The sequence below is a fragment of the Stenotrophomonas sp. 21LCFQ19 genome (genome assembly GCF_056861425.1).
Map to the genome: position 1 here is coordinate 213,823 of NZ_JBSPUF010000002.1, position 19,510 is coordinate 233,332.

Genomic DNA, 19,510 nt, shown 5'->3' on the forward strand with positions numbered 1-19,510 from the left:
CTGTTGTCGTACGTGTTGGAAGGAGTTGAGATGAGCAGGGTTCCCGAATTCGTGGTGGCCATTCCGGCCCGCTATGCCTCCACCCGCTTGCCGGGCAAACCCTTGGCGCTGATCGCCGGGGAGCCAATGGTGCTGCACGTGGCGCGTCGCGCGTTGGACGCGGGCGCCCGCGAGGTGTGGGTGGCTACCGACGACGCGCGGATTGCGGAAGCGGTGGCGGGATTGACCGGCATCCATGTGGCGATGACCGACCCCGCGCATGCCTCCGGTACCGACCGTCTGGCCGAATGTGCGCGTCAGGCTGGTTGGGCCGACGATGTGATCGTGGTGAATCTGCAGGGTGATGAGCCCTTCGCCCCGGCCGAGGGAATCCAGGCGGTGGCGACAATTCTTGCCGACAGCGGCGCGCCGATGGCGACGCTGGCAACGCTGGTGGAGGATGCACCGACGTTGTTCGATCCCAACGTGGTCAAGCTGGTGCGGACTGCGCAGGGCGATGCCCTGTACTTCAGCCGCGCGCCGATTCCGTGGCACCGCGATGGCTTCGCCGCCAGTCGCGATGTACTGCCAGCAGGACAGTGGCTGCGGCATATCGGCATCTATGGCTACCGGGCCGGTTTCCTGCAGCAGTTTGCCGGCATGCCGCCCGGCAATCTGGAGCAGATCGAATCGCTGGAGCAGCTGCGGGTGCTGGAGGCTGGCTTCCGTATCGCGGTGGGCTTGTCGCCCGCACCGTTCCCGCCAGGGATCGACACCCCGGAAGACCTGCATCGCGCCGAGGCGCGGATGAGGGCGGGGCAATGAAGCTGCTGGTGGTCTGCCTGGGCAATATCTGCCGCTCACCGATGGGCGAAGGCGCTTTGCGTGCGCGGATTGCCGAGGCGGGGCTGGGCAGTTGGGTGCAGGTCGATTCGGCTGGAACCTCGGGCCATTGGCATGCCGGGCGCAGCCCCGATCCGCGTGCCGTTGCCTGTGCCCGCCAGCATGGCGTGGACATAGCCGCCCAGCGGGCCCGCCAGCTGCTGGCCGAGGATTTCGAGGAATACGACCTTGTCCTGTGTGCGGATGCCGACAATCTGCGTGAGGCCCGGGAGCTGGCGCCGGCCGGGTTCGAGGCGCGCGCGGTGTTGTGGCTGCCGTGGGAAGGCATCGACGGGGCAGATGTGGTTCCCGATCCCTATTACGGTGATATGGGAGATTTCGAACACAGCTGGGCGCTGCTCGATACTGCGGCCCAGGCCACAGTGCGCCGCCTGTCGCGGCGCGACGACTCCGGCATAATCCCTGCATGAACGAAAACCGCGCAACGGAACTGCCCACGTCCGCTATCTGGCTGAATGCAGCGCCTGCGACCCTGCAGGACATGCGTGGTCGCCCGCTGGTCCTGGCCTTCGTCAATGGTGCCTCGGTGTGGTGCGTGCAGCGGCTGGCCGAGGTCATGCGCTGGCAGGCGCGCAACCCCGGTCGGGTGCAGCTGCTGGTGGTACAAGTGCCGCGCTTCGAATTCGAACGCGAACCGCAGCAGGCCTTGAAGCTGCTGCGCAGGCAGGGCATCAGCGCCCCCATCGTGCTGGATGCGCAGTGGGATGCCTGGCGCCGGTTTGATGTGCAGTCCTGGCCAACCCTGCTATTGCTCGATGCATACGGGCAGGAGCAGGAGCGGCTGGTGGGCGCGACTGGTGATCTGGAGCGGGCCTTGAACAGCCTGGGCGAAGGCGTGATGCGTCCGCTGGACGACGATGCCTACGGCGCCCGTGAGATAAACGCCGAGCCACGTCTGCCGCTGCTGTTCCCGGGCGGACTGGTAGCCACGGCAGATCGCCTGTACGTGGCCGACACCGGCCACCATCGAATTATCGAGTGCAATCATGACGGCCGCGTTCTGCGTCAGTTCGGCCTGGGAAGTGCCGACCTGATCAATGGCGGCACCGGCGAGGCGGCCTTCAATCGCCCACAGGGCTTGGCCCTGGTGCGCGAGATCCTCTATGTGGCCGACACCGGCAACCATGCGCTGCGCAGCATCAACCTGATCAGCGGGCAGGTTGATACCTTGTGCGGCAATGGCCGTGCCGGGGATCCGCGTGCTGGCGTGCTGGCCCAGCCCTGGGACAGCACGCTCAATTACCCTGCGGCAGTTGCGGTGGCGGATAACCAGGTCCACATCGCGATGGCCGGTGACAACCACATCTGGAGCTATGACCTGGGCACGCGCGAGCTGCGCTGGCGGGCGGGTGCTGGTCCGATGGAAGTGCGCGATGGCAGTGGTCATCTGGCCGCATTCGCGCAGCCCAGCAGTCTGGTTGCGGTCCAGCAGACGTTGTACGTCTGCGATTCGCTGGGTTCGGCGATCCGTTCGGTGCAGCTGCGTGGCGACCTGGTGCAGACCCTGGTCGGGCAGGGCCCATGGGAGTCGGGCAATGTCGATGGCCCGCGCCTGCGCGCACGACTGCAGTACCCGTTGGCACTGGCGATGGGGCCGGATTCGCCGCTGCTGTGGATCGCTGATGCAGGCAATGGCTCGCTGCGTACCTTGCGGCTGGGTGGTGGTGACCTTTCGACCGTCAATCTGCCGCGTCGTCTGCATGGCCCTGCCGCGTTGGCTGTGGCGGCCGGTGCCATCTGGATTGCCGAGGCCGATGCGCACGCCGTGCTGCGTTTTGATCCACTCAGCGGCGAACTGAGTGAAGTGCCGATTGAAGGATGACCGCCGTAGTTGCCAATGAATTCGATGGCAAGGCCTTCGCTGCGGCACTGAGTACCGCACCAGGTGTGTACCGGATGTACGCTGCCGATGACACCTTGCTGTATGTGGGCAAGGCCGGCGCGCTGCGCAAGCGCGTGGGCAGCTACTTCAACGGCTCGCCGAAGAGCCGGCGCATCATGATGATGCTGTCGCAGGTGGCACGGATGGATGTCACCGTGACCCGCACCGAGGCCGAAGCGCTGCTGCTCGAAAACCAGCTGATCAAGTCGCTGAACCCGCGTTACAACGTCTCGCTGCGTGATGACAAGACCTACCCGCAGGTGCTGCTGACCCGCGAGCAGTGGCCGCGGATCGCGCTGCATCGTGGCCCGCGTGCGGTACCGGGCCGCTATTACGGGCCGTATCCGGGCGTGGGCGCGGTGCGCGAAACGCTGAACCTAATGCACAAGCTGTTCAAGCTGCGCAGCTGTGAGGACAGCGTGTTCCGCAACCGCTCGCGGCCGTGCCTGCAGTACCAGATTGGTCGTTGCAGCGCGCCCTGCGTGGAGCTGGTGCCACAGGCCGAGTATGACGAATCGGTGCGGCGCGCGGCGATGTTCCTGGAAGGCAAGAGCGATCAGCTCGCCGAAGAACTGATGCAGGCGATGCAGCAGGCCAGCGACACGCTGGAGTTCGAGCGCGCCGCGCGCTTGCGTGATCTGGTGGCTTCGTTGCGCAGCATGCAGAACCGCCAGTACGTGGATGGGCGCGCAGCTGATTTGGACGTGCTGGCCTGTGCAACCCAGGGTGCCAGCGCCTGCGTGATGCTGCTGGCCTTCCGCGATGGCCGCAATCTGGGCACGCGCGCGTTCTTCCCGCGCACCAATGGCGAAGACAGTGCCGAAGAAGTGTTGGCGGCGTTTGTCTCGCAGTATTACGTCGAACATGAGCCGCCCGCCGAAGTGCTGCTGGATCGGCAGATTCCGGATGCGGAGATGATCGAGGCCGCGTTGAGCGCATCGGCCGAGCGCAAGGTCGCCTTGAAGTGGAACGTGCGCGGCGAACGCGCCGGCTACGTGGAACTGGCAAGTCGCAACGCGCAGATCACACTGGTCGCCGAGATGGACAGTGCGGGCGCACAGCAGGCGCGCAGTGAGGCCGTGCGCGAGATGCTGGGCCTGGCCGAGCCGGTCAAGCGCGTGGAGTGCTTCGATATCAGCCACACCATGGGCGAGGCTACGGTGGCCTCGTGCGTGGTGTTTGATGCGGCCGGCCCGGTGCGCGCGCAGTACCGGCGCTACAACATCAGCGGCATCGAGCCGGGCGACGATTACGCCGCGATGCGCCAGGCCATCGACCGACGTTTCCGCCGCGCGGTGGAAGAGGGTGGGGTGCTGCCGGACGTGTTGTTGATCGACGGTGGTGCCGGACAGTTGGCGCAGGCACAGGCAGCGCTGGCTGACCTGGGCGTGGAAGGGGTGATGCTGGTGGGCGTGGCCAAGGGCGTGGAGCGCCGTGCCGGCCATGAAGCACTGGTGCTGCCCGATGGCCGCGAGTTGCGCCCCGGCGCCGCGTCACCGGCCTTGCAGTTCATCCAGCAGGTGCGTGACGAGGCCCATCGCTTTGCCATTACCGGCCACCGCGGGCGTCGCCAGAAGGCGCGCATGACCAGCAAACTCGAGGATATTCCCGGTATCGGCCCGCGTCGGCGCGCCAGCCTGCTCAAGCATTTTGGCGGTATCACCGGCTTGAAGGCGGCGGGCGAGGCTGAAATCGCACGCGTGGAAGGCATCAACGCCGCCCTCGCTGCGCGTATCTACGCTAACCTTCATGGTCTGTCGGTACCCGATCCGGCGGCGGAGTAATGTTGTAATGAAATTGACCATCCCCACCTGGCTGACGCTGCTGCGGATCTTGATGATCCCGGTACTGGTGCTGGTGTTCTACCTGCCCTACGCCTGGACCAATTTCGCCTCGGCGGCGATTTTCGGCCTGGCGGCGATCACCGATTGGCTGGACGGCTGGGTGGCGCGCAAGTACGAGCTGCATTCGGCGTTCGGCGCATTCCTGGACCCGGTGGCGGACAAGTTGATGGTGGCGGTGGCTTTGTTCCTGATCGTGCAGGGGCACCCGACGCCGTGGATGGCGTTCTGGGCGGCGGTGATCGTCGGCCGTGAAATCGCGGTGTCGGCGTTGCGCGAGTGGATGGCCGAGATCGGCCAGCGCGCCAAGGTGCGGGTGGCGATGATCGGCAAGGTCAAGACCACCGCGCAGATGGTGGCGCTGCTGTGCCTGCTGTACTCGGTGTCGCCCAATACCTCGTACAAAACCATCTGGATGGGTGAGCCGGTTTTCCACATTGGTGACTGGATGTTGGCCATCGCCGCTTTGCTGACTCTGGTGTCTGCGCTGCAGTACCTGCGAGCTGCCTGGCCGAGCCTGCGTGAAGACGAAAAAGCCGCAAGGAATAGCGCATCCAAAAAGTGAACAGGCTGTTGACACTGCGGCCAATGCATGTAGAATTTCGCCTCCCAAGCGGGAATAGCTCAGTTGGTAGAGCGCAACCTTGCCAAGGTTGAGGTCGCGAGTTCGAGTCTCGTTTCCCGCTCCAGTTTCAAGCATCGAGTCATGTTCATTCTTGGTTCGGTGAGTAAATAGATGTAGCAAGCCTGCGGGAATAGCTCAGTTGGTAGAGCGCAACCTTGCCAAGGTTGAGGTCGCGAGTTCGAGTCTCGTTTCCCGCTCCAGTCTTGCGATACATCTCGAATGTTGGTGCTCTGTTCGGCAGGTGCTGCATTCAATCCGCGGGAATAGCTCAGTTGGTAGAGCGCAACCTTGCCAAGGTTGAGGTCGCGAGTTCGAGTCTCGTTTCCCGCTCCAGATAAAGACCTGAAGATTCCATGTGATATCTGCAGGTAACAAAGAAAAGCCCCTGATGGGGCTTTTTTGTTGTCCGCGATTTGCTTTCAGCCAGCTGCTGCCGATATCGGCAGCAGCTGATAATGCGTGACGCTGCTCAGCGCGCGGCGTGCGCTGCAGGTTCCGCAGTGGGTGTGTGGGCCGCTGCACTCCATGCACGCAGCCCGATCACAGCAAGACCGAGGAAGAACACGTACAGCGCCGCGGTCACATGCAGTGACTTGAACAGATACGCGCCCACGTACACCACGTCGACCACGATCCACAGCCACCAGGTGGCGGTATGGCGGCGTGCCTGCCACCATTGTGCGACCAGGCTCAATCCGGTCAGTATCGCGTCCAGCCATGGCAGCGATGCATCGGTGAAGCTGTGCATGCCGGCACCGAGCGCGATGCCGCCAAGCAAACCGATGCCCAGGTCACGCAGCATCTTGCTGCGTGACAAGGGCACGATGCGCACGCTGCCTTCGTCGGCGGCATGGCGCCGCCAGTTGATCCAGCCGTAGACCAGGAAAACGGCAAAGGCGAGCTGCAGCAGGGTGTCCGAATACAACTTGGCTTCGGCGAATACCAGTGCATACAGTGCCACCGACAACAGGCCGACCGGCCAGGCGACCATCCGCCGTTGCGCCATCAGCCAGACGCCGAGGATGCTGCATAGCGCGGCCGACCATTCGAGCGTTGCGCTGCTCACAGCGCGACGCTCACCGATACGCGTGCCTGCCGCGGTGCGCCCGGGAACAGGTAGTAATCGCCCATGCTGCTGCCGGTGTCACGCCAGTAGAAGCGGTTGAAGAGATTGTCCACCGACAGGTTCCAGCTCACTGCGTGGTCCTGCAACTGGTGCTGGAAGCGCAGGCCGGCATCGAACAGGTTGTAGCTCGGTGCGCGTACCGCGCCATCAGCGCGTGCGGTATTGGCCGATGCGTAGCGCCAGCCGCCGGTCAGGTCCAGCCCTTCAACGAAGGGCAGCGCATAGCTCAGGTGCACGCTGGTGCGCAGCTTGGGAACGTTGACCAGTTGGTGGCCTTCGTAGCTTGGCGTGCCGGTATCGCGTGCACGTGCCTGCAATACGCTGGCGCTGGCGACGATCTGCAGTGTATCGGTGAGCTGGCCGTTGGCGGTCAGTTCCAGGCCGACGTGGGCCTGTTTGCCCTCCTCGACGAAGGTGTAGCCGACGTCGCTGCTGTCGGGCTTTGCGTACTGGTAGGGCTGGGTGGTACGGAACAGTGCCGCGCCCAGCGTCAGCTGCTCGCTGCTGGAATACTTCACGCCGATTTCGAGTTGCCGTGACTGCACTGCCGGCAGGAAGGTGTCGGCATTGGCAGTCCAGAACGGTGCCTCCTGGCCCAGCGAGATGCCTTCGACATAGCTGGCATAGGCGTTGATGCTGTCGCTGGCCTTCCACATCACCGCAGTCTGCGGCAGGAAGCGCGACAGGCGGCTGCGACGTTGCGGGTTGCCACGCTTGTCGTAGGCGCGTTCGTCCAGGCGCACGTAGCGGCCGCCGGCCAGCCACTGCCAGTCTTCATTGAGCTGGATGCGGTCCAGCGCGAAGACGGCGGTCTGGCGGCTGTCCAGGCGACGTGCGGACGCGCCTGGCATCAGCGGCGAGGGCTCGAACACGGGCAGCTGCTTGTCGTGGATATTGACCGTGCCGACATATTCGTTGACGTTGCGGCGCTTGTCCACGGTGCGGCGGAACTGGTCCACACCCACGGTCAGCTGATGGCCGATGCTGCCGGTGTCGAAGTTGCCGCGCAGCTCGGCGCGCAGCTCCTGGTTGCGACGGGTGTCGTCCGGGCTGCGGTAGTCGTAGATGTCGTAATCGCCGTTGGGGGCGAAGTAATTGCCCGGCACGCTGCCATCGGCACATTCGGCGGCGTAGTAGCAGCCATAGGCGAAGGCGACGTTGTCATCGATCACCGTGCGGCTGTGGCTGGCGGCAACGCGGGATTGCCAATTGGCATTGAAATCGTAGGTGTGCAGCGCGGTGATATTGGTGCTGGCAATGCCAACCGGCTGCTGCCACGGCTGGTAGCCAAGCAACTGCTCACGGTCCACGCCGGTCGGCAATTTGCTCGCGCCCAGCAACTGGTAGCCGGAGGCCGAGCGCTGCGCGCTGGTCTGGTAGTTGGCATCGACTTCGAGCTTGCCGCGCTCGCCGATCAGCCAGTCGCTCGCCAGCGAATAGAAATTGCGGCGGCCATCGGCATGTTTGATATAGGAACTGCTGTCGTCCCAGGCGGCGTTGAAGCGCAGGCCGATGCGCGGGGTCAGCCAATGACCGACGTCGATGGCGGCATAGCGCGAGCCTTCGTTGTCGGTGCCCAGGGTGACGGTGCGTACTTCGGCCGGCCGCTTGCCGACGTAGTTGATGATGCCGCCCGGCGCCATCACGCCGGCCGCCAGGCCAGCTTCGCCCTTGAGCACTTCCACCGACTGCAGGTTCTCCAGCGCCAGACGCTGTTCACCGGCAATCGACATGCCGTTGAAGCGGTAACCGGTGGCCGTATCCAGCGCGAAGCCGCGGATCGCAACGTTCTGGTAGTAGCCGACCGGGGCATAGGCGTCGCCTAGCGAGGCGTCATTGCTGGCCAGTTCGGACAGCGAGCGCACCTGCTGGTGGTCGAGGAAGTCGCGGTCCAGCACGTTCATCGATGCAGGCGTGCTTTTCCAGTCGGCGCTGCCGAAGCTGTTGGCGCGGGAGTTGTCCGCGTCCGGCTGGCGGGCCTGCACGCGCACGGCGGCCAGTTCGGTCGGGGAGTGTTCGGCAGCAGCGTCAAGACCGGTGTCGCTGGCGTACAGCGGCAGGGCGGTGCTCAGGGCGAGAGACAGCAACGTGGGGCGCAGGCAGCGGTTCATTCGATTCGTCTTCAGGCAACAAGGGAGACGAAGCGAAGGCGCGCATGCGCAGCGCCAATGACGGCGCTACGGCTGCTGCTCAAAGCTCCCTACGCCGGTGCAAACCGGATCAGGTTCCAAGGGACTCTCTCAGCCTGGCAAATCCAGGCACCCCCGCTTCAGGGCGCCATTTCACTACAAATGCGAACGATTTGCGAGTCGGGCCGCTTCAGGCGGCCGCGTGCAGGGCGTGCAACAAGGCGTGGCCATGCTGGCTGGCAAACCATTCGGGGTGGCCGAGCATGAATGGCTGCCAGGCGACATCGGCGTTCGCGGTGGAGCCAGTGACGCCTTCGAAATACTCGACTTCGGAAAGTGCAAAGTCGAAATGCACCATTGGCAGCAGGTCGGCCAGCAGGTGTACCCGTTCGGCCGACAGAGGCAATACCTCGCGGTAGCCGTCGAGCAGGGCCAATGCGATATCGATACGTACCGCGTCGGCGCCACGCTCCAGTTCCAGCCAGGCCACGGCATTGCGTTCGATAGCGGTGGCCAGGTCGAACAGGGCGCTGGTGGGAGAGGCCAGTCCGAAATCGAGCACGCTGCTGACCTGCATCGCGTTGTCGCCGTGGCCCCACAGCAGGTTGGAGACGTGCCAGTCGTTGTGCGCCCACAACTGCGGTTCTGTCTGCAGGCGCGCGGGCAGTCCGGCATGCCAGGGCAGGACGCTGCGCCGCAACTGCTGCTCCCAAGGGATACGTGCGAGGTAACGGGCCAGTCCGGGGCGGTTGTGCAGATCGGCCTTGAGTGCGGCGATCGGGTCTTCGCTACGGATCAGATCATCACGGGCGACCAGTAGATGCGTGCTGCGCTGGGGTGCGTGATAGCTGGCTGAAGCGCGGTGCAGGGTGGCCAGCATGCGGCCGGCAGCGCGGGCGCGTTCGGTCTCGGTCAACAGCGTCCACGAGGGGGCGTCGCGGTACAGGTCCTGGCCGTCGGCTACGGCGTGCAGTTCGTAGGTCCAATCGCCGTGCTCAATGGCGGTCTGACCATCGTGGCCACGCAGGAGCTGGGTAACCGGAACCCCGGCACTTGCGAGGTGGGTGATGAATTGATGCTCTTCCTGCAGGCACATGGCGCTGCGCACCAGCCGGTGATGGCGTTTGACGAAGACCCTGCCGTGCTGGCCCTGGACAATCGCGGCGGCCGACATCGGCCGCGGGCTGTGCCAGAGGATAGTGCTGTCAGCGTCCAGCTGCGGGTAGCGATTGCACAGCCAGGCAAGCTCGGTCGCATTGATGGCGGGCCAGTCAGCAGCCACTTCATCGTTGTTCAGGCCTTGCACGCGGTGGGATTGCTGGATCATCGGAACAGGCTGGGACAGGTGATACGAGGGAGGCGCGATGGTACGTCAGCTCCGCCAAGGCTGCTGAATGTAGCGCCGAGCCATGCTCGGCTAGGGGCCTTCCCGGTAAAGCGCCAGCCGAGCATGGCTCGGCTCTACAGGGATTAAAGATCCAACGCCGACAGCCAGACAAGCCATGTGAAAGGAATTGTTAAAAAGCGCTGGCGCGGCCCTGCCGAAGTCTGTATGATTCGCCCACACCGCGGGAATAGCTCAGTTGGTAGAGCGCAACCTTGCCAAGGTTGAGGTCGCGAGTTCGAGTCTCGTTTCCCGCTCCAAATCGGAAAGGGCCCCCGCAGTGGGGTCTTTTCATGTCGAGGCGGTTTAATGCTTCGGCGGTGCAGTAGTTTGGCCTGGTAGCAGAGTGGTTATGCAGCGGATTGCAAATCCGCGTACGCCGGTTCGATTCCGACCCAGGCCTCCATGTAGCAAGCAAAAAGCCCTGAGAGATCGGGGCTTTTTTGTTTCCTGTGATTTGTCGCTGGTTGCCGGGTTATCGGGATTCGGCGGTGAGGCGCCCAGTTTGCCGCGCACTATCGAGTGCAGAGCATGGTATCGCTGCACCAAATCGCCCATCGCTATCGGCTGGGCTCCGCGGGGTGTTGTGGGCATACCGATCACCATGCAATACGCCCTGCGCTTGAGCCTTCCGGCTTACGCCGCCCCTGCAATGCTGGCGGCGGTGAGTATCGCCAGCACGCTGCACAGTAGCGCGATGCCGGCAAACGCCAGTGGCTTGATTCGCAGTCCAGAGATGACGGCATCGCCATCGTTTGCCGGACGGGCGCGAAGGATCAGATCCAGTGGGTAGTGCTTGCTGGCCATTGCATCGTCACAGGCGTCCATGCAATTGCCGCATTCGATGCAGCTGCTGGAGCGGCCATTGCGGATGTCCAGGCCGATCGGGCAGGCGGCAACGCAGGCGCCGCAATCGGTGCAGTCTCCGAGGTGGACCGGGCTGAACTTGGGCATGGCGCCGGCAATGGCTGGGTGGGCGGCGCGGAATACATAGTCGGCCGCAGTGCTTGCGTCGAGCAGGCCGCGTGAACGATGCAATACGCTGGCGTTGTCCTGGCCGCGTTCGCCGCGGGGCTCCCCACGTGGCGCGTTGTACTGGATGCAGGGCGTGCGCGCATCGGCAATCAATGGCTGTATGCGGCTGTAGGGGCAGAGATAGCTGCAGACCTGTTCATGCAGGTACACCACGTTTGCCCAGGTCGCCAGGCCGTAGAAGCTGATCCAGAAGAATTCCCAGCCGCTGAGCGTAAGCGTGAGCAAGCCCTGCGCGAGCTCCCCGATGGGCGTGAAGTAGCCCACAAAGCTGATGCCGGTCCACAGCGAGATCGCCGCCCACAGTGCGTGTCTAAGCGGTGTTGCCAATGGCTTCGCCCTGCCTTTGAAGTCGGTCAGGCGGGTCAGTCTGCGGAACAGGCGGGTCAACACCGTCTGCGGGCAGGCATAGGTGCACCACAGACGCCCGTAAAGGCTCGTGGCAAGGCAGAGCAGGGCCAGCGCGGCCAGCGCAAACCATAGCAGCGGCAATGACTGCTCCGGTTGCATCGAAATACCGGCAACCTGGAACTGGCGCGCATCAATGTCGAGCAGCAACCAGGGTTTGCCGCCCCAGTGCAGCCAAGGCAGGCCATAGAACGCAGCCAGCATTGCCAAGCTGGTGAACTGGCGGAATCTGTCGCGCTTGCGGGCGATGCCGGCGCTGGCTTCGCCGATGCCGCGCACCGGGTTCATTCGAAGACTTCCTCCTGCTCGCTTGCCGGGCGCATCAGCAGCGCGGTCACCCCGCACGCGCACAACGTGCCCGCCCAGAACATGAAGAAGCCCAGCGAATAGCCAACTTCACGGCTGATCACGTGCTGCGGGAAGCTGATCTGCTGCAGTTCCAGCGGGTCGATGAATGCAAAAAACACCGCCGACATCACTGCCGCTGTAAAGAAGCTGGGCCACACAACGGCGCCCAGGCGTTGGATCATTGGCAGTGAGCGGCGGGTGCTGGCGTCGGCAGAAGCGGTCATTGTGGATTCCTGGGTGCCTCGTGGCGAAGGAATAGAATCGGGTGGGCGGCTCGGCGGTATGGCCGCAGCTGGCAGCCCAGTGTGCAAGGCTAGGGGGTGTGCGGATGGGCGTCGTTGATCCTGATCAAGCAGGGCGGGGCGCCGTTGGTTTGGTCAGGTGACAGGAGGTGGGTTGTGCGGGCTGGGCCGGATGTTTGCAGTGAGGAAGAGGTGGACCGGCTGGTGCGGCGCTTCTACGCGCGGGTGCGCGAGGACGCGGTGCTTGGGCCGATATTCGAGGCACGGGTGCACGATTGGGAGACCCATCTGCTGCAGCTGATTGATTTCCGGTCGGCCCTGCTGCGTGGAACCTCGCGCTTCAATGGCGCACCGATGCCCAAGCACCTGGCGATTCCCGGGCTGGAGTGGCCGATGTTCGAGCGCTGGCTGGCGTTGTTTGCACAGACCACGGCAGAGCTGGGCAACCCGACGATGCAGGCGTTGGCCGATGAGGCGGCCGGACGGGTGGCCGGCGCCATCTGGCGTCGATACCACGCCCCTTCGTTCCCGATACTCTGAACGGATGCCGGGTTGGGCCCGTTCATGAATAGGTGAATTGATCTAACTCAAGGCGGTGATGCCTTGGCGGGGGCAAGCTGGCGCCATGAACATGCCGCTGCCAACCTCAAATGCCCTGGGCTGGACCTTCGACGCGGACCTGCTGCGCCGGCATGACCGGCCGGGTCCACGCTATACGTCCTATCCAACCGCCCCGCATTTTCATGATGGTTATGGGCAGGCGCAGTTCTGTGCGGCGGTGGCGCGCAGCAACGCGGTGGGGCGGCCGATGTCGCTGTATGTGCATGTGCCGTACTGCAGCAGCCCGTGTTTCTACTGTGGCTGCAATCGCGTGATCAGCCGCGACCGCAGCAAGGGCGAACGCTATGTCGATCAGCTGCTGATTGAGGCGGACTGGCTTGCGCCGCTGTTTGCGCGCGAACGCGAGGTCGTGCAGCTGCATCTGGGCGGTGGCACACCCAATTTCCTGGAGCCTGCACAGCTGCGTCGATTGATTGGCGGACTGGAGAAACTGTTCAATTTCAGCCACGGCAGCGCGCGCGACTTCTCGATCGAACTGGATCCGCGCTCGGTGAGCGTCGACGACATCGGTGTGCTGGCAGACTTAGGCTTCAATCGCGCAAGCCTGGGTATCCAGGACTTCGACCCGCAGGTGCAGCAGGCGATCAATCGCGTGCAGGACGTGGATGAGACGATGGCCATCATCCAGGCCTGCCGCGATCATGGCATGCGTTCGGTCAATGTGGATCTGATCTACGGGTTGCCGCTGCAGACGCTGGCCGGGTTTGGCCGAACCCTGGACACCGTGATAGCCGCGCGTCCGGATCGGCTGGCGATCTACGGCTACGCGCATCTGCCGCATATGTTCAAGGCGCAACGACAGATACAGGACCGCGACCTGCCTGATCCGGAGCAGAAGCTGGCGCTGCTTGGGCTCGCCGTCGAGCGATTGTCAGCCGCCGGATACCAGTACATTGGCATGGATCATTTCGCGTTGCCGGAAGAAGACCTGTCGCGTGCGCAACGTGCGGGTAGCCTGCATCGCAACTTCATGGGCTATACCACGCACGCTGACAGTGACCTGCTGGGGTTGGGCGTCAGTGCGATCAGCCATATCGATAGCAGCTACAGCCAGAACCCACGCGACCTCAAGGATTGGGAGGCAAAGATTGCCGAAGGCGGTGTGCCGGTATGGCGCGGACTGGAGCTGGACGACGATGACCTGCTGCGTGCTGAACTGATCCAGCAGCTGATGTGCCATGGCAGCGTGGATGGCCGCGCGCTGGCGCGGCGGCATGGTGTCGATTTTGATGTCTATTTCGCCGAGGAACTGATTGCCTTGCAGCACCTGCAGGACGACGGTCTGGCCAGTTACGAGGATGGCGTGGTCGCCGCGACCGAACAGGGGCGGCCCTTGTTGCGCCTGATAGCCATGTGCTTTGACCGCTATTTGAAGGCTGCACAGCAGCCTGCGCGTTACTCGCGCGCCATTGGTTGAGATCACATTAGTGGCGGGTTCAGCGCCCCTGCCAATATTCGCGATTCACAATTGGGCCGCAATCAGGCAGGCTATTGCGATGCCCGGATGGCGAAACTGGTAGACGCATCGGACTTAAAATCCGCCGGCCGCAAGGCCATGCCGGTTCGATTCCGGCTCCGGGCACCAGTTCGCAACCTCAGGGGATGGCATGAGCGCCGAGATCACCGCCGCGGCAGCGCCGCAGATTGCCATCATCGGGCTGGGTTATGTTGGCCTGCCATTGGCTGTCGAGTTCGGCAAGACGCTCGATACCCTGGGATATGACATCGATACCGCCCGCGTTGCCGAATTGCAGGCAGGGCATGACCATACGCTGGAACTGGATGACGCCGAGCTCGCCGCTGGCGCGCTGGCGCGTTACACCGCCGACAAGGCCGATCTGGCGGCACGCAATGTTTTCATCGTCACCGTGCCAACGCCGATCGATGCGTATGAGCAGCCCGATCTTGCGCCGCTGCGCAGTGCCAGCACGTTGATCGCTGCGGTGCTCAAACCCGGTGACCTGGTGATCTACGAGTCCACCGTGTATCCGGGGACCACCGAAGAGGTTTGCGTGCCCTTGCTCGAGCAGGGCTCGGGGCTGCGCTTCAACCAGGATTTCTATTGCGGTTACAGCCCGGAGCGGATCAATCCAGGTGATCGCCAGCGGCGTTTGCCGGATATCAAGAAGATCACCTCCGGCTCCACGCCCGAGGCCGCAGAGGTGGTGGATGCCCTGTATCGGCGCATCATCACCGCCGGCACCTGGCCGGCATCGTCGCTGCGCGTGGCGGAGGCGGCCAAGGTGGTGGAGAACATCCAGCGTGATGTGAACATCGCGCTGGTCAACGAGTTGGCGCTTATCTTTGACAAGCTCGGTATCGATACTCTTGATGTATTGGAAGCGGCAGGCACCAAGTGGAACTTCCTGCCGTTCCGGCCGGGAATGGTTGGCGGGCATTGCATTGGTGTTGATCCCTATTACCTGCTGCACAAGTCCGAGAGCGTGGGTTACCACCCGGACCTGATCCACACCGCGCGCCAGGTCAACAACCGTGTGGTGGCGCATGTGGTCACCCGCGTGCGTGGCCTGCTGGAAGTCCGGAACAAGCCGTTGCAGAACGCACGCGTGCTGGTGCTTGGGGTGACCTTCAAGGAGGACTGCCCGGACCTGCGCAACAGCCGTGGTCTGGATCTGGTACAGATGCTGGCCGCTGCCGGCGCACAGGTGGACGCTTTCGACCCTTGGGCCGATCCACGCAACGCGCACGACATGGGCGGTGTAGCGCTTGTGAAGGCGCCACAGCAAGGTGTCTACGATGCGGTGGTTCTGGCCGTGGCGCACCAGCAGTTCCGTGCCTTCGACGAGGCCCGGATCCGTGCCCTGGGTGTGCCGGACATGGTGGTCTACGACGTGAAATCGGCCTGGCCGAGGCAAGTGGTGGACGACCGGTTGTAGAATCCGCCATCCGTGTTGTTCGAGGACGGTAATGCATCGTTATCTGGTTTATGTGCTGGCACTGATCCTGCTGCCAGTATCACTGGCGCTGGCTACCCACTGGCCCGCTTGGTACTGGGGCGTTGGCCTGTTCGGCCTGATGGCGGTGCTGGGCACCTGGGATGTGTTGCAGCGGCGCAGTGTGCTGCGTCGCAACTACCCGGTGTTGGCGCATTTCCGCTACGGCTTCGAGTCCATCGGCCCGGAAATCCGCCAGTACTTCGTGCAGAGCGATCTGGAGGACGTGCCGTTCTCGCGCCAGCAACGCCAGCTGATCTACCAGCGTTCGCGCAACGAAATGGATGTGGTGCCATTCGGTACGCTGCGCAGTGCCTATGCGGTGGACTACGAATGGATCAACCATTCGCTGGCGCCGACCAGCATTGCGCACCACGATTTCCGGGTGCTGATCGGGCCTGATTGCGCCAAGCCTTACTCGGCCAGCGTGTTCAATATCTCGGCGATGAGCTTTGGTTCCTTGTCGGCCAATGCGATCCGCGCGCTGAACAAGGGCGCGAAAATGGGCGGCTTCTGCCACGACACCGGCGAAGGCTCGATCTCGCCGTATCACCGTGAAAACGGTGGTGATCTGGTCTGGGAAATCGGTTCGGGCTACTTCGGCTGCCGTGATGAAAATGGTCGCTTCAGCGAAGAGCGCTTTGTCGAGAATGCGAGCTCCGATCAGGTCAAGATGATCGAGATCAAGCTGTCGCAGGGCGCAAAGCCGGGACACGGCGGCGTGTTGCCGGCGGCGAAGGTCAGTGCCGAAATCTCCGCCACCCGTGGTGTGCCGATGGGCGTGGACTGTGTATCGCCTTCCAAGCATTCGGCATTCTCCACGCCGATTGAGCTGCTGCAGTTCGTTGCGCGTCTGCGCGGGTTGTCCGGCGGCAAGCCGGTTGGTTTCAAGTTGGCCATCGGCCATCCGTGGGAATGGTTCGGCATCGCCAAGGCGATGCAGGAAACCGGAATGCTGCCGGACTACATCGTGGTCGATGGTGCCGAAGGCGGCACCGGCGCCGCGCCGGCCGAGTTCATCGATCACGTAGGTGTACCGATGAACGAAGCACTGATCCTGGTGCACAACACCCTGGTCGGGCTTGGCCTGCGTGACCGCATCCGCCTGGGGGCGGCAGGCAAGGTGACCACAGCGTTCGATATCGCCCGTACCATCGCCTTGGGTGCGGACTGGTGCAATGCCGGGCGCGGTTACATGTTCGCGCTGGGTTGCATCCAGTCGCTGAGCTGCCACAACGACAAATGCCCGACCGGCATTGCCACCCAGGACCCGAGTCGCTGGCGGCATCTGGAGCCGGTCGACAAGGGCCAGCGCGTATTCAATTACCACCAGAACACGATGCGCGCGCTGCGCGACTTGCTTGGTGCTGCTGGTCTGCACGATCCGTCCGAGCTGGGCCCGGAACACATCCTGCGTCGCGTATCGCCGGTGGAGATCCGCTCACTTGCCAGCCTGTACCGCTATCTGGGACCAGGCGAATTGTTGAACAAGGTGCCCGAGCACACCGTGTTCCGTGAGTACTGGGCCGAGGCGCGTAGTGATTCGTTCTCTCCGCCGGCCCGGATTGCGGCGTTGCGTACCAGCAAGATGCGTTGATCAGGTTTTTGTAGGAGCGGCGTAAGCCGCGAAGCAGGCAATAGCGAAGTTGCAGGCTAGTTTGCGATCTGATTGATCGCCGGCTTCGCGGCTTACGCCGCGCCTACAAGGAGCGGCGTTACCGGAAGCCGCTGCCGACCATGGGTCGGCACTACAGCCAGCGGATCACACCTTCTGCGGCACGCTGGCCGCTGGCATAGCAGGCGGTCAGCAGGTAGCCGCCGGTGGGGGCTTCCCAGTCCAGCATTTCACCGGCGCAGAACACGCCTGGTTGCGCGATGAGCATCAGCCCGTCATCCATCGCTTCGAGCTTCACGCCGCCAGCCGTGCTGATGGTTTCGGCCATCGGTCGCGGCCGTAGCAACCGCAAGGGCAGGCGCTTGAGCGTGCGTGCGACAGCGTCAAGATCATTGCCGGCATCCTTGCCCAGCACTTCAAACAACAGTCCGGCCTTGGCTGCATCTAGCCCGGCAGCGCGGCGCAGGTGTTCGCCGAAGCTGCGGCCCTTGCGGGCGCGGCCCAGATCGGCGAGCAGGCGTGCTTCGTCGCGGCCGGGTACCAGATCCAGTTCCAGCGTCACCGCACCATTGCGATTGAGGGTTTCGCGCAGATCAGCGGCCAGCGCGTAGATCAGGCTGCCTTCAATGCCGTACTGACTGACCACGCATTCGCCCTGCAGCGATTGCGGCTGTCCCTGCAGATCGGTCCAGTGCGCAACGACAGGCTTGATCGGTGCACCGGCATGGCGGTCGCGGAAGTGCGCAGTCCAGTCGATGTCGAAGCCGCAGTTGGCCGACTGCAGCGGCGCGGTATCGACGCCGCGTTCCTGCAGCACCGGCATCCAGCTGCCGTCAGAGCCCAGCTCCGGCCAGCTACCGCCGCCCAGCGCCAATACCGTGGCATCGGCGCGAACAGCGATCTCGCCATCGGCGGTGGCCATGCGCAGGCCGCCATCCGGGTTCCAGCCCAGCCAGCGATGCTGCACGTGGAAACGCACACCTTGTTCCTTCAGTCGGCGTACCCAGCCACGTAGCAACGGCGCGGCCTTGCGGTCCACCGGAAACACCCGGCCGGAGCTGCCGACATAGGTTTCCACGCCAAACCCCTGCGCCCAATGGCGCAAGCCATCGGCATCAAAGCCGTCCAGCCAGGTGGCGACTTCAGCCTGGCGTTCGCGGTAGCGGCTGTCGAACAGCGGGCGCGGGTCGGAATGGGTGAGGTTGAGTCCACCCTTGCCGGCGATCAGGAACTTGCGCCCAGGCGAGCCCTTGGCCTCGTACAGGTTGACCGTGAGGCCAGCGGCACGCAGGTGCTCGGCGGCGAACAGGCCGGCTGGGCCGCCGCCAATGACGGCAACGGTCTTGTCAGCGAGGTTTGACATCGAGCAGTTCTACATCGAATACCAGCGAAGAGCCGGCCGGGATCGGCCCGATGCCACGGTTGCCATAACCGTATTCGGCAGGAATCATCAGGGTGCGCTTGCCACCGACCTTCATGCCGGCGACGCCCTCGTCCCAGCCACGGATGACCTGCTTGTCACCGAGATTGAAGCTGAACGGCTCACCACGATCCAGCGAGCTGTCGAACTTCTCGCCGTGCTTGTCGGCCTTGCGCTCGTCGTAGATCCAGCCGGTGTAGTGCACGCTGACCTTGCTGCCGGCCATGGCTTCAGCACCGGTGCCGGGCTGGGTGTCGATCTGCTCGAACTTGGCAATGGTGCCACCCGGAGGCGGGCCCGGCGGGGTGCAGCCGGCGGCCAGCAGGGACAGCAGCAGCGGGATGAACAGACGACGCATGGCGCGCTCCGTTGGAAAGGGGCGTGCAGGGTAGCGCATCGCTGCCGGGTATCATTGCGGCATGGCCAAATTGCTGCTCAATCTACGTAATGTCGGCGACGACGAAAGCGCCGAGGTCGGCGAACTGCTCGATCGCAACGGCATCGCCTGGTACCGAACTGAACCCAGTCCCTGGGGTATTTCCAATGGCGGCATCTGGCTGCGCGAGAACGATGATCTGCCGCGCGCGAAAACCCTGATGGCGAGCTATCAGGCTGAACGCGGGCAGCGCGTTCGTGAAGAGCGCGCCGCCGCGCTACGGGACGGCAGTGCGGAGACGTTCGGTTCGATGTTGCGGCGCCGGCCATTGTTTGTGCTGGCGGTGCTGCTGGGCATGGTGGTTGTCTCGGCCCTGGTGCTGCTGCCGTACTTCCTGCTGCGGGGGTGAGGGCTCTCAGCTCCCTCCCTTGCTCTGCAGGAGGAGGGGATGGTTGGGGAGGGTTGGCCTTTGGGGTCTTCAGGCATTGCCGGCTTCGCGGCTTACGCCGCTCCTACAAACCCCGTTCACGTGTCGGCAGAAGCTTCACCTGTAGTGCCGAGCCATGCTCGGCTGAGGCTTGACCGGGAACGCCCCTGCCGAGCATGGCTCGGCACTACACTCCGG

The 19,510-nt window shown here is 63.8% G+C and carries 17 protein-coding genes, 6 tRNA genes and 1 riboswitch; of the genes, 16 read left to right on the plus strand and 7 right to left on the minus strand.

The window, feature by feature from the left end; genetic code table 11:
- The first annotated feature begins 30 nt into the window (after window positions 1-30).
- From kdsB to AC13FW_RS03140, 8 genes are all read left to right on the plus strand, one after another.
- Window positions 31-804, plus strand: a complete 774-nt coding sequence (kdsB, locus tag AC13FW_RS03105) for a 3-deoxy-manno-octulosonate cytidylyltransferase (RefSeq protein WP_282270592.1) — start codon at window positions 31-33, stop codon at window positions 802-804.
- Window positions 801-1,292 (plus strand): low molecular weight protein-tyrosine-phosphatase, encoded by a 492-nt coding sequence (locus tag AC13FW_RS03110; protein ID WP_482988159.1) that lies wholly within the window; start codon window positions 801-803, stop codon window positions 1,290-1,292. Before kdsB ends, AC13FW_RS03110 begins: the two co-directional genes overlap by 4 nt.
- Window positions 1,289-2,704, plus strand: a complete 1,416-nt coding sequence (locus AC13FW_RS03115) for a hypothetical protein (RefSeq protein WP_482988160.1) — start codon at window positions 1,289-1,291, stop codon at window positions 2,702-2,704. Before AC13FW_RS03110 ends, AC13FW_RS03115 begins: the two co-directional genes overlap by 4 nt.
- A complete protein-coding gene (gene uvrC / locus AC13FW_RS03120) occupies window positions 2,701-4,548 on the plus strand; it encodes an excinuclease ABC subunit UvrC (protein ID WP_482988161.1) in 1,848 nt (615 codons plus the stop codon). The genes AC13FW_RS03115 and uvrC overlap by 4 nt, the downstream gene beginning before the upstream one ends.
- Window positions 4,549-4,555: 7 nt before the next feature.
- Window positions 4,556-5,170, plus strand: coding sequence for a CDP-diacylglycerol--glycerol-3-phosphate 3-phosphatidyltransferase (pgsA, locus tag AC13FW_RS03125; protein ID WP_482988162.1), 615 nt, complete (start codon window positions 4,556-4,558; stop codon window positions 5,168-5,170).
- A 48-nt stretch (window positions 5,171-5,218) separates the two neighbouring features.
- A tRNA-Gly gene (locus AC13FW_RS03130) sits at window positions 5,219-5,294 on the plus strand.
- Between the two features lie 60 nt (window positions 5,295-5,354).
- Window positions 5,355-5,430: transfer RNA gene (locus AC13FW_RS03135), tRNA-Gly, on the plus strand.
- Window positions 5,431-5,487: 57 nt separating this feature from the next.
- Window positions 5,488-5,563, plus strand: a tRNA-Gly gene (locus tag AC13FW_RS03140).
- Window positions 5,564-5,699: 136 nt separating this feature from the next.
- On the opposite strand, the gene pnuC is transcribed toward AC13FW_RS03140, so the two are convergent.
- The 3 genes from pnuC to AC13FW_RS03155 all read right to left on the minus strand — a co-directional run bounded on the left by pnuC (window position 5,700) and on the right by AC13FW_RS03155 (window position 9,812).
- Entirely contained in the window at window positions 5,700-6,296 is a 597-nt protein-coding gene (pnuC, locus tag AC13FW_RS03145; protein WP_482988163.1) for a nicotinamide riboside transporter PnuC, read from the minus strand.
- Window positions 6,293-8,467: a TonB-dependent siderophore receptor gene (locus AC13FW_RS03150; RefSeq protein WP_482988164.1), complete on the minus strand. Its 2,175-nt coding sequence runs from the start codon at window positions 8,465-8,467 to the stop codon at window positions 6,293-6,295. Before AC13FW_RS03150 ends, pnuC begins: the two co-directional genes overlap by 4 nt.
- Window positions 8,468-8,536: 69 nt before the next feature.
- Window positions 8,537-8,632, minus strand: a riboswitch (TPP riboswitch).
- Between the two features lie 43 nt (window positions 8,633-8,675).
- On the minus strand, window positions 8,676-9,812 hold the full coding sequence (locus tag AC13FW_RS03155) for a phosphotransferase enzyme family protein (protein WP_482988165.1): 1,137 nt from the start codon (window positions 9,810-9,812) through the stop codon (window positions 8,676-8,678).
- 241 nt (window positions 9,813-10,053) lie between these two features.
- Here AC13FW_RS03155 and AC13FW_RS03160 point away from each other — a divergent pair.
- Both AC13FW_RS03160 and AC13FW_RS03165 read left to right on the plus strand, forming a co-directional pair.
- Window positions 10,054-10,129 (plus strand) — tRNA-Gly (locus AC13FW_RS03160).
- A 72-nt stretch (window positions 10,130-10,201) separates the two neighbouring features.
- Window positions 10,202-10,275, plus strand: a tRNA-Cys gene (locus AC13FW_RS03165).
- Window positions 10,276-10,505: 230 nt separating this feature from the next.
- Here AC13FW_RS03165 and AC13FW_RS03170 read toward each other — a convergent pair.
- Both AC13FW_RS03170 and AC13FW_RS03175 read right to left on the minus strand, forming a co-directional pair.
- Window positions 10,506-11,597, minus strand: a complete 1,092-nt coding sequence (locus tag AC13FW_RS03170) for a 4Fe-4S dicluster domain-containing protein (RefSeq protein WP_482988166.1) — start codon at window positions 11,595-11,597, stop codon at window positions 10,506-10,508.
- Window positions 11,594-11,881 (minus strand): hypothetical protein, encoded by a 288-nt coding sequence (locus AC13FW_RS03175; protein WP_282266568.1) that lies wholly within the window; start codon window positions 11,879-11,881, stop codon window positions 11,594-11,596. The genes AC13FW_RS03170 and AC13FW_RS03175 overlap by 4 nt, the downstream gene beginning before the upstream one ends.
- A 174-nt stretch (window positions 11,882-12,055) precedes the next feature.
- Between AC13FW_RS03175 and AC13FW_RS03180 the strand changes: the two genes are divergently transcribed.
- The 5 genes from AC13FW_RS03180 (at window position 12,056) to AC13FW_RS03200 (ending at window position 17,071) form a co-directional block, all read left to right on the plus strand.
- A complete protein-coding gene (locus AC13FW_RS03180; protein ID WP_482988167.1) occupies window positions 12,056-12,439 on the plus strand; it encodes a group III truncated hemoglobin in 384 nt (127 codons plus the stop codon).
- A gap of 85 nt (window positions 12,440-12,524) precedes the next feature.
- Window positions 12,525-13,937 (plus strand): oxygen-independent coproporphyrinogen III oxidase, encoded by a 1,413-nt coding sequence (hemN, locus tag AC13FW_RS03185; protein ID WP_482988168.1) that lies wholly within the window; start codon window positions 12,525-12,527, stop codon window positions 13,935-13,937.
- Window positions 13,938-14,018: 81 nt separating this feature from the next.
- Window positions 14,019-14,105, plus strand: a tRNA-Leu gene (locus tag AC13FW_RS03190).
- Between the two features lie 22 nt (window positions 14,106-14,127).
- On the plus strand, window positions 14,128-15,417 hold the full coding sequence (locus AC13FW_RS03195) for a nucleotide sugar dehydrogenase (protein ID WP_482988169.1): 1,290 nt from the start codon (window positions 14,128-14,130) through the stop codon (window positions 15,415-15,417).
- Between the two features lie 31 nt (window positions 15,418-15,448).
- Window positions 15,449-17,071 carry an FMN-binding glutamate synthase family protein gene (locus tag AC13FW_RS03200; RefSeq protein WP_482988170.1) on the plus strand — a complete coding sequence of 541 codons (1,623 nt, stop codon included), beginning with the start codon at window positions 15,449-15,451 and terminating at the stop codon, window positions 17,069-17,071.
- Window positions 17,072-17,222: 151 nt separating this feature from the next.
- On the opposite strand, the gene AC13FW_RS03205 is transcribed toward AC13FW_RS03200, so the two are convergent.
- Window positions 17,223-18,452 (minus strand): TIGR03862 family flavoprotein, encoded by a 1,230-nt coding sequence (locus AC13FW_RS03205; RefSeq protein ID WP_482988171.1) that lies wholly within the window; start codon window positions 18,450-18,452, stop codon window positions 17,223-17,225.
- On the minus strand, window positions 18,436-18,867 hold the full coding sequence (locus AC13FW_RS03210) for an FKBP-type peptidyl-prolyl cis-trans isomerase (RefSeq protein WP_482988172.1): 432 nt from the start codon (window positions 18,865-18,867) through the stop codon (window positions 18,436-18,438). Before AC13FW_RS03210 ends, AC13FW_RS03205 begins: the two co-directional genes overlap by 17 nt.
- Before the next feature lie 61 nt (window positions 18,868-18,928).
- Between AC13FW_RS03210 and AC13FW_RS03215 the strand changes: the two genes are divergently transcribed.
- On the plus strand, window positions 18,929-19,294 hold the full coding sequence (locus AC13FW_RS03215; protein WP_482988173.1) for a DUF6164 family protein: 366 nt from the start codon (window positions 18,929-18,931) through the stop codon (window positions 19,292-19,294).
- Window positions 19,295-19,510: the final 216 nt, after the last annotated feature.